Below are 12,583 nucleotides of genomic sequence, written 5' to 3'. Positions count from 1 at the left end.
TATCAAAATTTAATGGGATTACCCATTCATACTAATCAAAAATTCTTCATTTGATTTAGTACCACGCAGTTGTGCCTGTAAAAATTCCATGGCCTCTGTCGAGTTCATATCCGACAAATGGTTGCGAAGTACCCAGATGCGCTGTAGCGTATCTTTGTCTGTCAACAGGTCGTCCCGGCGTGTGCTGGATGCAGTAATGTCAATCGCAGGGAAGATACGTTTGTTCGCCAGCTTACGGTCAAGCTGCAGCTCCATATTACCTGTACCTTTAAACTCTTCAAAGATTACCTCATCCATTTTAGAACCTGTATCGGTCAATGCGGTAGCCAAAATAGTCAACGAACCACCGTTTTCAATGTTCCGCGCAGCACCGAAGAAACGTTTGGGCTTGTGAAGAGCATTGGCATCCACACCTCCCGACAATATCTTACCAGAAGCAGGTGCCACTGTATTATAAGCCCGTGCCAGACGGGTAATGGAATCCAGAAGAATAACCACATCGTGACCGCATTCGACCATACGTTTCGCCTTTTCCAGAACGATATTAGCAATCTTCACATGACGGTCTGCAGGCTCATCAAAGGTAGATGATACCACCTCTGCCCGTACACTTCTTGCCATATCGGTCACCTCTTCCGGACGTTCGTCGATCAATAAGATAATCAGATACACCTCAGGATGGTTCTTGGCAATCGCGTTTGCTACTTCCTTCAACAAGTTGGTTTTACCCGTTTTAGGCTGAGCAACGATAAGGCCACGTTGTCCCTTTCCAATTGGCGTAAACAGATCCATGATACGCGTAGAATAATTTCCCATCCCCATATCCAGATTTAGACGCTCGTCAGGGAACAATGGTGTTAAATAATCAAATGGCACACGATCACGTACCTCAGCTGGATTCTGACCATTGATAGCCTCCACCCTTACCAATGGAAAATATTTTTCGCCTTCCTTTGGTGGACGGATACAACCACGGACAGTATCTCCGGTTTTTAAGCCAAACAGTTTAATCTGCGACTGAGATACATAGATATCATCAGGCGATGTCAGATAGTTGTAGTCTGAAGAACGTAAGAAACCATATCCATCGGGCATGATTTCAAGAACACCTTCATTAACAATAACATTATCGAAATCTGTACTAGGAGGAGTAGTTTCAGCTTTGGGAGTTTGCGGTGTTTTATCAGGTTGGGGACCTTTATCTGCCGCAGAAACCGTCTCGGCAGCGCTATTTTCAGGATTTTCAGCAACTTCGCGCTTCCGTACAGTGACGGGCTCCGCTGTTTTTACGGTCCTTACTCGCTTTCGCGTCGTCCGTTCAGCTTGTTCTGGATTTTCTTCATTTGCTTTAGCAACCTTTTCGACAGAAGCTGGAGCTGCTTCTTCTTCCCCACCCGTATTGCTAATTCTTTCTATTAATTCCTGCTTACGCAATTTATCAGCATCTGCGATACCGATCAACTTAGCAATCTCGCGCAATTCTGATACGAGTTTAGCGTTTAATTCGTTAATATCCATTAATGTGTTGTGTATGTTTTTTTGGATTTTCTTTTTTGAGCTTTATTCTGATTATACACTTAAGCTAGTTACCCGGTTTAAGTGAATGAAGAACTAAATGATTTCTTTTAATCCCGAAGTGGGTTAAATATTGAGAACCTTGACAAAGAAAAAAACAAATTTTGTTATTTCAAAATATTTCAAGAAAAATATTTACTATTGTAAGTAGTAAAACGATTTAACAACATTTTTAGATTGAATTTATATTTTTTTTCATAAGTTCGTAGCTTTCAAAATTAAAGTTTTTAGATCCCTTATATGGAACAGCAACAGACTAAAACCAATTACCCCGCGCTCTACACACTGATTATTGTGTTTTTCTTTTGGGGCTTCATTGCGGCAGGAAACAGCGTATTTATCCCTTTCTGCAAGAATTACTTTCACCTTGATCAATTTCAGTCGCAACTTATAGATTTTGCCTTCTATACGGCATACTATATCGGTGCATTGCTCCTTTTTATCTTCAGTTCGATAGGTGGTAAGGACCTTGTCGGAAAATGGGGCTACAAAAAAAGTATTGTTTACGGACTCCTTTTTTCAGCATTGGGCGCCGCAGCAATGATAGTAGCTGTAGAGGTGAATTTGTACATAGGTATGTTGTTAGGTCTATTTGTTGTGGCACTCGGTTTTTCGCTTCAGCAGACAGCAGCCAATCCCTTCGCCGTGTTGTTGGGAGATCCCAAAACAGGCGCTTCCCGTGTCAACCTTGGAGGAGGTGTAAACTCCTTCGGAACGACGATTGGCCCGTTGGTGATCGGATTTTCATTGTTCGGTACCTTTGAACCTATTTCTGATTCCGAAATTGCTAACCTGCCATTAAACAAGGTGGTTTACCTATATATTGGCGTTGGCCTGCTATTTCTTCTGGCAGCTGCCCTATTCAACTTTAGTAAGAAGGTCCCTGCCGGAATTAGCGACGAACCCATGGAGAAAGCGAATAAGGCCTTACGTACCTTGATCGTGATGACCCTTTTGTTATTCGGTATGTTCACACCGGTCTTTTTAAGCTACAAAAGCGACCTGGCCCTACACATCGAACAGTTGCATCAGCAGGTTTCCAGCCTGACAGATCAGGTGCAGATCGACCAGTTAAAAGCACAAATAAAGGACGTGGCCAAGCCGCTTGAAACACAACGTATGTTATGGTTAGCAGGGGCATTGGTAGTCATGATAGGCGGCCTGCTTTTTGCAAACAGAAGTGCGCAAAAAAATCCTGAAGGCTGGGGAGCGATGAAATATCCACAATTGGCCTTGGGCATGTTGGCCTTATTTATTTATGTAGGTATCGAGGTGGCTATTGGAAGCAACCTCGGAGAATTGCTAACGTTAAAAGAATTTGGCAGCCTACAGTCTTCACAGATCACACCTTACGTATCGATGTACTGGGGCAGCATGATGATCGGACGCTGGGCTGGTGCCATCACAGCATTCAATCTAAGCAAGTCAACCAAAAACGGTTTACTCATCGTCGTCCCCTTGATTGCATTTTCTATTATCATAGGTGTAAATACCCTTGCAGGCTTTGAAATGTCGCACCTTTATTACTATGTGGTCTGCATCATTCTTCAGATCGTGGCTTTTTACCTGAGTAAAGAAAAACCTGCACGTACCTTGATCATTTTTGGTTTATTCGGCATTATAGCCATGCTAATCGGCCTATTCTCGTCGGGCACAGTAGCCATTTACGCGTTTCTGTCTGGCGGTCTGGCCTGCTCCATCATGTGGTCGTCTATTTTTAGCTTGTCCATCGTTGGCCTAGGAAAATATACAGCCCAAGGATCGGCTTTCCTTGTTATGATGATTCTCGGCGGTGGTGTTCTTCCTCCTATACAGGGAAAATTAGCAGATATTATTGGCATCCATAACTCATATATCCTACCCTTAGTCGGATTCTGCTATATCGTATTCTTTGCCATATTTGTCAGAGGAATTTTGACTAAACAAGGCATTAATATTGATGAGATTGAAGCCGAAGGCGCACACTAAAGCAGTCAACTAATTGTAAATAGTACACTATTTAAACAATTTTATTACAAGCTTTAAAAACTGGCTTAACGACACTGTTAAGCCAGTTTTTTTATAATATGGGAGGAATGCCAAAATTTATTTTTTCAAAAATACATGGATAAATTATGATATTTAAAATTAAAAAATGTATTTTCGGGGAATTGATTAATGAATTGATTACTCATTTTATAACGATAAACACAATTAAAACTACTCAATAATGATAATCATTGCTGACGGGGGATCAACAAAGACAAACTGGTGTTTGTTAGATGATTCAAATAAAAAAATCTACTTCAACACAGAGGGATACAACCCTTATTTTGTTGACAGTGAATACATTGTAAACTCCCTAAAAAAAGGATTGCCGCAAGATTTACCTTTTGAAAAAATTGCGGAAGTAAATTATTATGGCGCCGGGGTGCATAATAAAGAAAAGGCTCAGATCGTGGTTGATGCACTGCAACAAGTATTTACTACTGCGAAAGTAGAGGTGGGACATGATCTTCTCGCCGCAGCCAGAGCATTATTAGGCTCTCAAGCTGGATTTGCAGCAATTTTAGGTACAGGAACCAACTCCTGTCTGTACGACGGCAAAGAAATTACATTAAATATCGATTCGGGTGCGTATATCCTGGGCGATGAGGGGTCAGGCAGTTATATCGGCAAAAAACTACTTGCGGACTACGTCCGGAATCTAATGCCTAAAGATGTCAAAGAAATGTTTTGGAACACCTATAAAATGACCAAAGACGAAATCATGGACGCGGTATACACCAAACCGATGCCCAACCGTTTCTGCGCTAGCTTTAGCAAATTTGTCTATGACAACAACGTCAATATAGAATATACACGTAATATTGTCGACGATGCATTTGAAGCTTTTTTCAAAAATCTAGTCAGCAAATATCCTAATTATCAGAGTTATACTTTCAATTGTATCGGTTCGGTCGGCTACAATTTCAGGAATGTTCTGGCGGAAAAAGCCGAACAGTATGGCATGAAAGTCGGAAAGATTTTACGCTCCCCAATTGATGACTTGGTGCAGTTCCATATCGACCGCGCAGCAGCAACGGCAACAGCCAAATAAGAAGATAATATTCTTTAACATGATAAAAAAAGGTGTCCAGACTATTGGACACCTTTTTTTTGCATCCAGACTGTTGCCGCTGCCATAATCGGCAATATTAATTTAGAATAAACTGATTTATACTATTTTATAAAACTTTTTAATGATTTCATAACAGCAATTTCATCTGAACAAAATAAAAGTATCTTTCTTTTGTAATAGAAATATCGATGAAACCATCATGAGATCGACGAACCTTAAGCCCATAAAACGAGATACTGATCATGATAGCTTCATTGTTCTTAAGACAATTTACGCACATGAAAAGAAGCCTTGATATACTTGTACTTTCCGACATCCATCTGGGTACCTACGGAAGCCGTGCAAAAGAACTTTTACTTTACCTGGAGTCAGTATCCCCCAAAATACTTATACTCAACGGAGATATTGTCGATATCTGGCAGTTTAAAAAAAGTTATTTTCCACAAGAGCATTTGAAAGTGATCAAAAAGATCATCGATATGAGTTCTACAGGTACTGAGGTGCATTATATCACTGGAAATCATGATGAAATGCTGCGCAAGTTTACCGACCTCAAACTTGGAAACATCAAATTGAGCAACAAGTTACTGCTCTCGCTCAACAACCAAAAAGTATGGGTCTTTCATGGCGACGTATTTGATGCATCAATCCATCACTCAAAATGGCTGGCCAAATTAGGCGGATGGGGATACGATAAGCTGATCCAGCTGAACAACATCATCAACTTTTGCCTCGACAAACTGGGCAAGGAGAAATATTCCCTTTCAAAAAAGATTAAAAATTCTGTCAAAAAGGCTGTTAAATATATCTCAGATTTTGAACATACCGCCACCGAACTGGCAATAGAAAACAACTACGACTTTGTTATCTGCGGACATATCCACCAGCCACAGATCAAAGAAGTAATCACCAGAAAGGGTACCTGTACATATATGAATTCGGGCGACTGGATTGAAAACCTGAGCAGCCTTGAATACAAAAATGGCGAATGGCAATTATTCTATTTCGAAGAGCACAAAGAGCAAATTCTGAAAAACAAAATTATTGATACGCCGCTTTTCAGTTTGGAGGATTTAAAGAAAATCGTCATATCGTCTTAGGCAGCCATCTGAAGGAAAAAAACATTGCTTTCAACCAAAACCAGTAAAAACAAAAAACCGGACATCTCCGGTTCTTTGTTTTATAAGTCTATCGTCTCACCAATCTGGGGAAGTAACAGCGAAATATCTTCATTTTGAAACTTGTCCAACGCCTGTTGCTTATTGATTGTAATGGGCGGGAACGAATCATAGTGCACGCCAACTACGCTCGCACAGTTGATAAAGGTTGCTGCTTTGACAGCATCATCAACATCCATCGTATAGTGTCCACCAATAGGCAGAAATGCCCAGTCCAGGTTCAGGTCCGCCAGTAGTTTCATTTCCATGGTCAGCGCCGTATCCCCTGCAAAATAGATTTTCTTTCCTTGTACATCGAATACAAAGCCTACAGGAAAGCCTCCATACTGACCATCTGGCGTGCTGTTAGTGTGTGCCGCGTACACCATCTTGACAGAACCAAAAGGCAACTGAACCGTACCACCAAGATTGAACTCCACCACTTTGTCATCAGCAACGCCCTGTCTCCTGACCCACGCAGCTGTCTCAACAATAGCCAGTACTGTCGCACCGCTGTTCTTTTGTATTGTGGCCATATCAGCCACATGATCCTGATGTCCGTGGCTCAGGAAGATGAAATCCGGCTTAATCGAATGGACATCAATCGCTTTTGCCAAAGGATTGTAAGTGATAAACGGGTCCAACAAGACCTTTGTTCCATCGAAGTCAAATTCCACACAAGATTGTCCGTAGTAAGTCGCTTTTATCATAATCGTATTTCTATTGATTAAACAATCCACTTAGTCCGCCCAGCATATCTTTGCTAGCCGCCTGCATTTCCGCCTGACTGATCTGATCTGCTTGCGTGATCGCTTTGTTCAGGGCGACAACCAATAGTTCTTCCAATTCCTCTTTATCGGCATTGGACAAAAAAACAGGATCTATCGTAATTTCTTTGATCTCCTTATTAGCGGTTGCGATCACGCGGATCAACCCGCCTTCCACTTCACCCGACACCGAAATCGTATCTAACCGTTTCTTGATCTCCTCCGCTTTTTGTTGCGCTTGAAATAGTTTGTCAAACATATGTATACCGTTTATTTTATGCTAATTTACGAAAATCCCCCAACACCGGCTATTGCTAATTTACTTTCGCTAATGCGGTGCATTTTGTATTTTTGCAGCATGCAAAGCAATCAACAACTATTAGTTGACCATCTTTTGGAACAGCTAAATCTAGATAACTTGGCTGTCCCGCCACAAACGTATCTCAAATTGATCTCCCAGCAAAACAATCTGGTAAAGATTGATGATATCATTGCGTATATCAATGCCCTGGGAATGGAATTACAGCAGACAGACGCCATCAATGAACTGGTTGAAAAAATTGAAGACGATACCAATATACTGATCCATAAGCTAAAATTCATTACAGTGGCTGACAGGCCTAAAGTATGGACATTAAATCAAATACAGCCTGTAGAAGTCAACCACACTGCCTTTTTGAACGAATCCATCCAAATAGCCGGCGGAATCCCAGTGACAACAGCTCATGAAGCAGACAAAATCATATTGATCAACAGCGATGAAACGGCTTTCGCTGCTATCCCCGACTTATTAAACATTCCTGGGGTTGCTGCTTCCAAGGCGGTCGAGCTGGACCAGGTGTTTGTCATCACAAAACCGCACTTTGCCCAAGTACCGGGATATGACTATCTGACCGAACTCGAAGCACTGGCGGAGATCCTCCAGCCCAAGTACTTCGTGTATGGACACGAGGGTAAGCATTGGCTACAGTTTCAATTAAAATAACAATTCATTTTACTAAACGCATAAAAAAGAGGCTTTGACTATGAGTCAAAGCCTCTTTTGTTGGCTGATCAGCTTGTTGTTACTGATATCTTCTGCGAAGTACCTCATATAGCTTTTCGACCGTATGCGGTTTGTCCGCCCATTTATTTTTGACGGCGTAATTTGTCTGCAAAAAAGCATCTGCTTCGGCATAGCTATTAAATCTGTTCAGTAACTCCACGGCTTCACTATACGCGAGGCTATAACCATTAAACAGGTCTTTGATAAACAGCAATTTGTCATTCAGGCTTATACCCGCTTTTATATCGGTCAATTTATCTGCACTCGCAGCCTGATTTACCTGATATACGCGATTCTGTACCCCAGCTTGTTTTTGCTGTGAGATAATTTCATTTAAGGTCAGGGGTCTGGAAGGAGCTTCTTCAACAACCGTATTCACCTCCTCCTGGATCGCTCTGGGCAGGGGTTCTTCAATGATTACCTGTTTTTCTTCCTCAACCACTTCGTTTATTACGACTGGTTCCGCCTTAACCTCAGTTTCATCTACGAGGTTGATAACAGGTTCCGCCACCTCATACGTTTTTTCCGAAGCATCATCAGCAATAGAATCCACCGCTGATTCATTGGACTCCGTAGCAGAAGGCTGTGAAGCAACAGTTACCTCCACTGGGGCAGCGACGTTTGACGCACTCACAGGACTTTCCGCAGCCTCCTGATCGTTAATCAGCGGTTCAGGCGAAACTACTCCCTGATTAGCAGTTCGGATAGACGACGGAGGTGTAAAATAGTCGTTGAACGCTATCTTTTTGCTTTCTGTGGCTGCTGCATTTAAGGAATTGGGTACCTGCTCCTCCTGCAGTACGGTATTCGTTTTAAGCAAAGTGATATAAGCAGCCACGGCCTGCGCTTTCGCTTCCAGTGTCACTAATTCCCCAAACTCCCAGCTGTCTCTGTCCGACAGGGTCTCGTAGCGCGTATGCAGATCTTGTAATAAATCTCCTATTTTATTCAGTATTTCGTCCTTAGTACCCATAAATTCTTGTTGAAATCGCTTGTAATTCGTTTATAACACTCACTCTAATTGCCGCTTAAAAAGTGGAAAACTCAATCCTTTGATTTATAAATAATTGAATTTCCGTCGCCTTTTTTGCTACTCAAATTTAAATATTAATTCTGATATTAGCACGGTCAAAAACAGAATATAATCGACGGTCGCTCCACAAATAGTACCTTATTTGCAGGCCATCAAACATCATTAAATTATTCAAATGCTTTTTTCTGAACATAACTTGACATGGAGACCAGCTCGAGTGGGAAGTATTGAAGTGATCTGTGGCTCCATGTTTTCCGGCAAGACGGAAGAGTTGATCCGCCGCTTGAAACGAGCACAATACGCACGTCTTCACGTCGAGATCTTCAAGCCTGCCGTCGACAAACGATATGATGAACAATGGGTTGTTTCGCACGATAGCAATAGCATACCATCTACACCGGTCGATCACTCCTCCGCTATTCTATTGTTGAGTGCGGACACGCAGGTTGTAGGCATAGACGAAGCCCAGTTTTTTGATGACGGTTTGACAGAAGTATGTGTCAAATTGGCAAACAGTGGCATTCGGGTCATCATCGCTGGTCTGGACATGGATTATAAGGGACAGCCTTTTGGCCCCATTCCCAGTTTAATGGCTGTCGCCGAACATGTGACCAAAGTACATGCGGTATGTATGCAGTGCGGCGCCCCCGCAAACTATTCCTATAGACTGTCCAAAGACACCGAAACGGTCCTTTTGGGCGAAAAAGAAGCCTATGAGCCCCTTTGCCGCCAATGTTATTATAATCTTGGGCAATAATTTCTTCATCACGTGGAACTCCGAATCTGGAATTGCATATGATGCATTAGGCTGCTGTTGAAAGCAGTTCTGAATAGATATAGATCGATAGATTGCTGCCGTATTCTTTTTCCGATCAGTTTGGCATAAGATTTGAAATAACTGTAATAAATAAGAGGATAAACGCCATAAAAGGCGACAAAATACTTTTCATAATTTAGGTTTATAATTGGTTAGTTTGCACCTCCTTGCCCATCAAGGAGGTGTTTTTTTTTGAAAAAAAAACGCTGCTTCAAATGAAGCAGCGTTTTTTCTTCCAGCAATTCCGTTAGGGCTGGACACGGTAGTTGATTACTTTGCGGCCAATATTGCCGGTCTGGTCCATTCCCTCCACAATTACTTTATAATTTCCATTTCCATCGGCATTATAAAACTGCAGCGTGGCTTCTCCCGTCTCATTTATCGTCACCTTTGGATTCCAATAAACTGTCGTTCTGAGGTCGTTTACAGCCTTCCGCTCCGGCGTATCATACTTCGGCACGTAGAATTTGCGTTCTTTAATATAGCCTAATGGATACATATCGATTACGTTGGATTTGGGCAGCAAACTTTCAATCTCACTCAACGACATTCTTGGTTTCTTCGCCTCAACCTTCTTGGTATAGATGGACACCACACCATTATTTTGATACATCCTTGAGACAGTACCCAATTCGTCCCGCAGGAAGATTTCTATACCTTCGATATCCGCTACATTGATGCTGTTGAGCCCCGGCTCGTCTATAGGCATACCATTCAGGAAAAACTGTACCGGTGTACGTCCCCCCGCATTATAGTCTCGCGACACATAATACTTCAGAGTCTGCGGGTCATAGGTGATACCCGTTAGCACGGTCTGAAGACACATAGTCAGCACATTACAGCCTGTAAGGCGGTCCGGTTCGATACGGTGTTCAGGCATGGACAATCCCGAAAGTGCAGGAAAATCCTTATTGGTGATTACTTTCTTCTGTACACCGGTCACCTCTACCTCGTCAAGTAAGATCGACTTCCGGTACTCTTTGCGGCTGTTGTCCAGGTAAGGTGCGATAGCCTGGTCTATATTGGGCACGAAGTAGCTTTTGTAACCATTATTTTTATCTATCTCCGGATAATAGCTCTGATCCATATTGATCACCAGGCTACGATAATTATCATTCGAACGCGCATTCACCGTTACTTTGGAAGAATCCGGAAACACGAGATCCTTAAAGGCAAAGCGGCCGTTTTGATCCGTATACACATCCTTTTTTATATTGCGCGAAGGTATCGTCAACAGTAGACCACCATTGGGATACGGCCTTCCCGTATTCAGTCGCAGAATACCCGACAGCTCAATTCCCTGCTCGGGAAGAAAGTTGATTGCCGGAAGCTTTTCGGCAATCAGGCTCGGATAATCAAAACGGCGGTAGCCCTGTGTCATCAGCAGGGCATCCAATGCCTTGTCCCGGTTGGGATTCTTTTCATCAAAGTAAAAGTTCGGACTTTCGACGTTGCCTTTCAAGTCTGAGGTCAGCAGGAAGTTACTGACAATCGACACATCTGATTGATCATTATAGGGAACCTTGGATTCGTCGATGACCGCTATCGAATAGCTCCCCGGGGTCTTCTGTCCATTGTTATCTACCGACAACTTGATACTGACCGGATCCTTTGCCTTGTAGCTTTCTTTGTCACTGCTAACTTGTATATTCAACAATTTTTCACTCTGTACAAATGCCAGGCGCTCACTCACGGGCTTTCCATCCGGCGTCAATAAGGTTACTTGAACAATACCATTCGGCAGACGTTCTTTCGGTATATTAACCAGTGCTGACGAAGATTTCATGTTGACCTGAGCCCCAAAACATAGATGCCCATTAGACTGTACCAGGATATAATAAGATAATGCGTTGTTTTTCGTAAAGTTATCCTCACTGGTTACTACTGCAAATTCAGCATTTGTTTCATCCTGCTTGATGAAAACCACATTGGCTTTATCACTCACCACGGCTGGGAGTTTATATTTGCGTTCCTGTCCATTGTTGAATTTGACAACCGCCTGATAGTTTTCGCCAGCAAGCGGCAACAACGAAAAGTAACCCATCCCTAGCCCAAAATCCTCAAATTCGGCGACAGGCTTGCCTTTTGAATCAAGAATACTTCCCTTAACTTTTAAACTCTTACCATCAGAGCCAACGGCTTTAAAGGCAACTTTTTTGGCCAGGCCGGCGATTAAATCTCCACCCTCTGGAAAAAATTGCACGTCCGCGTCCCACAACGCATTTTTGAGCAGGAAAGAGCTGGATAGCGCTTTCTCCTCTTTATTCTCCTGAATACTGACCTTAAGCTGGCCCTTTTCCAGATTTGCCTTTTCCTTGGCCGATAACCCGATCGTTACCTTACCCAGCGCATCTGTTTCACCCTTCCCTTTATCGAGCGTTTCCCATCCAGAAACAAATTCCCAGTTAATTTTAGAATTGACCATTGGCTTACCGGTTCGGTCACGGAACTGGATCACCGCCTGGGTTTTGTTCCCCTGCAGGTTATTCTGAAACTCAATGTTTGTGATCAACTTTTTGTTGATCACATCCCCGATCGGTACGATCTTATTGAAAAAATAGGCATTGTCGAAATTAGCCATCCATTTCGTATACGCTCTAAAACGGTAGTTATCCTGCGACATAAACTGGGGATCGAGTATCATCTGGCCACTACCCACACCTTTCTCCAGGGGCACCCTAAGCGTCTGGATCAATGAATCACGGCTATTCAGCACTTCGACATAGACAATCTTACTGGGTTCATACTCTGCGAGATTACGGGACAGATAGGAAGAAAACCATAATGTATCACCAACGGCATAGTAAGGTTTATCAAAATGTAAGTGTACTTTCTCAACCGGATAAACCTGAAAATATTTCTGAACGCGTTCTACGATCGTATTAATAGGCAATGTAGGCGCGGTCTGCGCATAACTAGACCCCATTCCTAATAGTCCTATCGATAAAGTCAATAGTTTGATGTGCTTCATTGAAAGTCTTAGAATAAAAAATGAATAGCTAAATATATTCAATTTTAGGCAAAGACCAACCCTATCAGGGCATTTTTAACATTTATCAGATCAAATCAAGACCCCAAAAACGCATATA

Annotated in this window: 10 protein-coding genes; 5 read left to right on the top strand and 5 right to left on the bottom strand. The window is 42.4% G+C overall.

Features of this window, described 5'->3' with window-relative positions; translation table 11 throughout:
• Nucleotides 1–18: 18 nt before the first annotated feature.
• Nucleotides 19–1,518, bottom strand: coding sequence for a transcription termination factor Rho (gene rho, locus FGL37_RS15175; RefSeq protein WP_028069172.1), 1,500 nt, complete (start codon nt 1,516–1,518; stop codon nt 19–21).
• A gap of 297 nt (nt 1,519–1,815) precedes the next feature.
• On the opposite strand from rho, the gene FGL37_RS15170 reads away from it, so the two are divergent.
• The 3 genes from FGL37_RS15170 to FGL37_RS15160 all read left to right on the top strand — a co-directional run bounded on the left by FGL37_RS15170 (nt 1,816) and on the right by FGL37_RS15160 (nt 5,775).
• Complete coding sequence (locus tag FGL37_RS15170) at nt 1,816–3,543, top strand: MFS transporter (RefSeq protein WP_028069173.1); 1,728 nt, start codon at nt 1,816–1,818, stop codon at nt 3,541–3,543.
• 241 nt (nt 3,544–3,784) lie between these two features.
• Nucleotides 3,785–4,654, top strand: a complete 870-nt coding sequence (locus FGL37_RS15165) for an N-acetylglucosamine kinase (RefSeq protein WP_028069174.1) — start codon at nt 3,785–3,787, stop codon at nt 4,652–4,654.
• A 299-nt stretch (nt 4,655–4,953) separates the two neighbouring features.
• Nucleotides 4,954–5,775 carry a UDP-2,3-diacylglucosamine diphosphatase gene (locus FGL37_RS15160; protein WP_028069175.1) on the top strand — a complete coding sequence of 274 codons (822 nt, stop codon included), beginning with the start codon at nt 4,954–4,956 and terminating at the stop codon, nt 5,773–5,775.
• 80 nt (nt 5,776–5,855) lie between these two features.
• Here FGL37_RS15160 and FGL37_RS15155 read toward each other — a convergent pair whose 3' ends face one another.
• Nucleotides 5,856–6,542, bottom strand: a complete 687-nt coding sequence (locus FGL37_RS15155; protein WP_317132241.1) for a metal-dependent hydrolase — start codon at nt 6,540–6,542, stop codon at nt 5,856–5,858.
• Between the two features lie 10 nt (nt 6,543–6,552).
• Entirely contained in the window at nt 6,553–6,858 is a 306-nt protein-coding gene (locus FGL37_RS15150) for a YbaB/EbfC family nucleoid-associated protein (RefSeq protein ID WP_028069177.1), read from the bottom strand.
• Between the two features lie 99 nt (nt 6,859–6,957).
• Between FGL37_RS15150 and FGL37_RS15145 the strand changes: the two genes are divergently transcribed.
• Complete coding sequence (locus FGL37_RS15145; protein ID WP_138096890.1) at nt 6,958–7,584, top strand: substrate-binding domain-containing protein; 627 nt, start codon at nt 6,958–6,960, stop codon at nt 7,582–7,584.
• Between the two features lie 79 nt (nt 7,585–7,663).
• Here FGL37_RS15145 and FGL37_RS15140 read toward each other — a convergent pair whose 3' ends face one another.
• Nucleotides 7,664–8,617 (bottom strand): DUF8457 domain-containing protein, encoded by a 954-nt coding sequence (locus FGL37_RS15140; protein WP_028069179.1) that lies wholly within the window; start codon nt 8,615–8,617, stop codon nt 7,664–7,666.
• Between the two features lie 235 nt (nt 8,618–8,852).
• On the opposite strand from FGL37_RS15140, the gene FGL37_RS15135 reads away from it, so the two are divergent.
• Nucleotides 8,853–9,434: a thymidine kinase gene (locus FGL37_RS15135; RefSeq protein ID WP_051606629.1), complete on the top strand. Its 582-nt coding sequence runs from the start codon at nt 8,853–8,855 to the stop codon at nt 9,432–9,434.
• Between the two features lie 307 nt (nt 9,435–9,741).
• Here FGL37_RS15135 and FGL37_RS15130 read toward each other — a convergent pair whose 3' ends face one another.
• On the bottom strand, nt 9,742–12,465 hold the full coding sequence (locus tag FGL37_RS15130; protein WP_051606631.1) for a hypothetical protein: 2,724 nt from the start codon (nt 12,463–12,465) through the stop codon (nt 9,742–9,744).
• Between the last annotated feature and the right edge of the window lie 118 nt (nt 12,466–12,583).

Source organism: Sphingobacterium thalpophilum (genome assembly GCF_901482695.1).
Taxonomy (GTDB): domain Bacteria; phylum Bacteroidota; class Bacteroidia; order Sphingobacteriales; family Sphingobacteriaceae; genus Sphingobacterium; species Sphingobacterium thalpophilum.
Note: the sequence above shows the minus strand (reverse complement) of the source record. Positions and strands in the feature narration are given on the sequence as shown.

What these genes read in the sequence shown, in the direction of transcription:
- FGL37_RS15135 (WP_051606629.1), top strand. Translation starts at nt 8,853, where the DNA reads ATGCTTTTTTCTGAACATAACTTGACATGGAGACCAGCTCGAGTGGGA.
- rho (WP_028069172.1), bottom strand. Translation starts at nt 1,518, where the DNA reads ATGGATATTAACGAATTAAACGCTAAACTCGTATCAGAATTGCGCGAG.
- FGL37_RS15130 (WP_051606631.1), bottom strand. Translation starts at nt 12,465, where the DNA reads ATGAAGCACATCAAACTATTGACTTTATCGATAGGACTATTAGGAATG.
- FGL37_RS15165 (WP_028069174.1), top strand. Translation starts at nt 3,785, where the DNA reads ATGATAATCATTGCTGACGGGGGATCAACAAAGACAAACTGGTGTTTG.
- FGL37_RS15145 (WP_138096890.1), top strand. Translation starts at nt 6,958, where the DNA reads ATGCAAAGCAATCAACAACTATTAGTTGACCATCTTTTGGAACAGCTA.
- FGL37_RS15150 (WP_028069177.1), bottom strand. Translation starts at nt 6,858, where the DNA reads ATGTTTGACAAACTATTTCAAGCGCAACAAAAAGCGGAGGAGATCAAG.
- FGL37_RS15140 (WP_028069179.1), bottom strand. Translation starts at nt 8,617, where the DNA reads ATGGGTACTAAGGACGAAATACTGAATAAAATAGGAGATTTATTACAA.
- FGL37_RS15155 (WP_317132241.1), bottom strand. Translation starts at nt 6,542, where the DNA reads ATGATAAAAGCGACTTACTACGGACAATCTTGTGTGGAATTTGACTTC.
- FGL37_RS15170 (WP_028069173.1), top strand. Translation starts at nt 1,816, where the DNA reads ATGGAACAGCAACAGACTAAAACCAATTACCCCGCGCTCTACACACTG.
- FGL37_RS15160 (WP_028069175.1), top strand. Translation starts at nt 4,954, where the DNA reads ATGAAAAGAAGCCTTGATATACTTGTACTTTCCGACATCCATCTGGGT.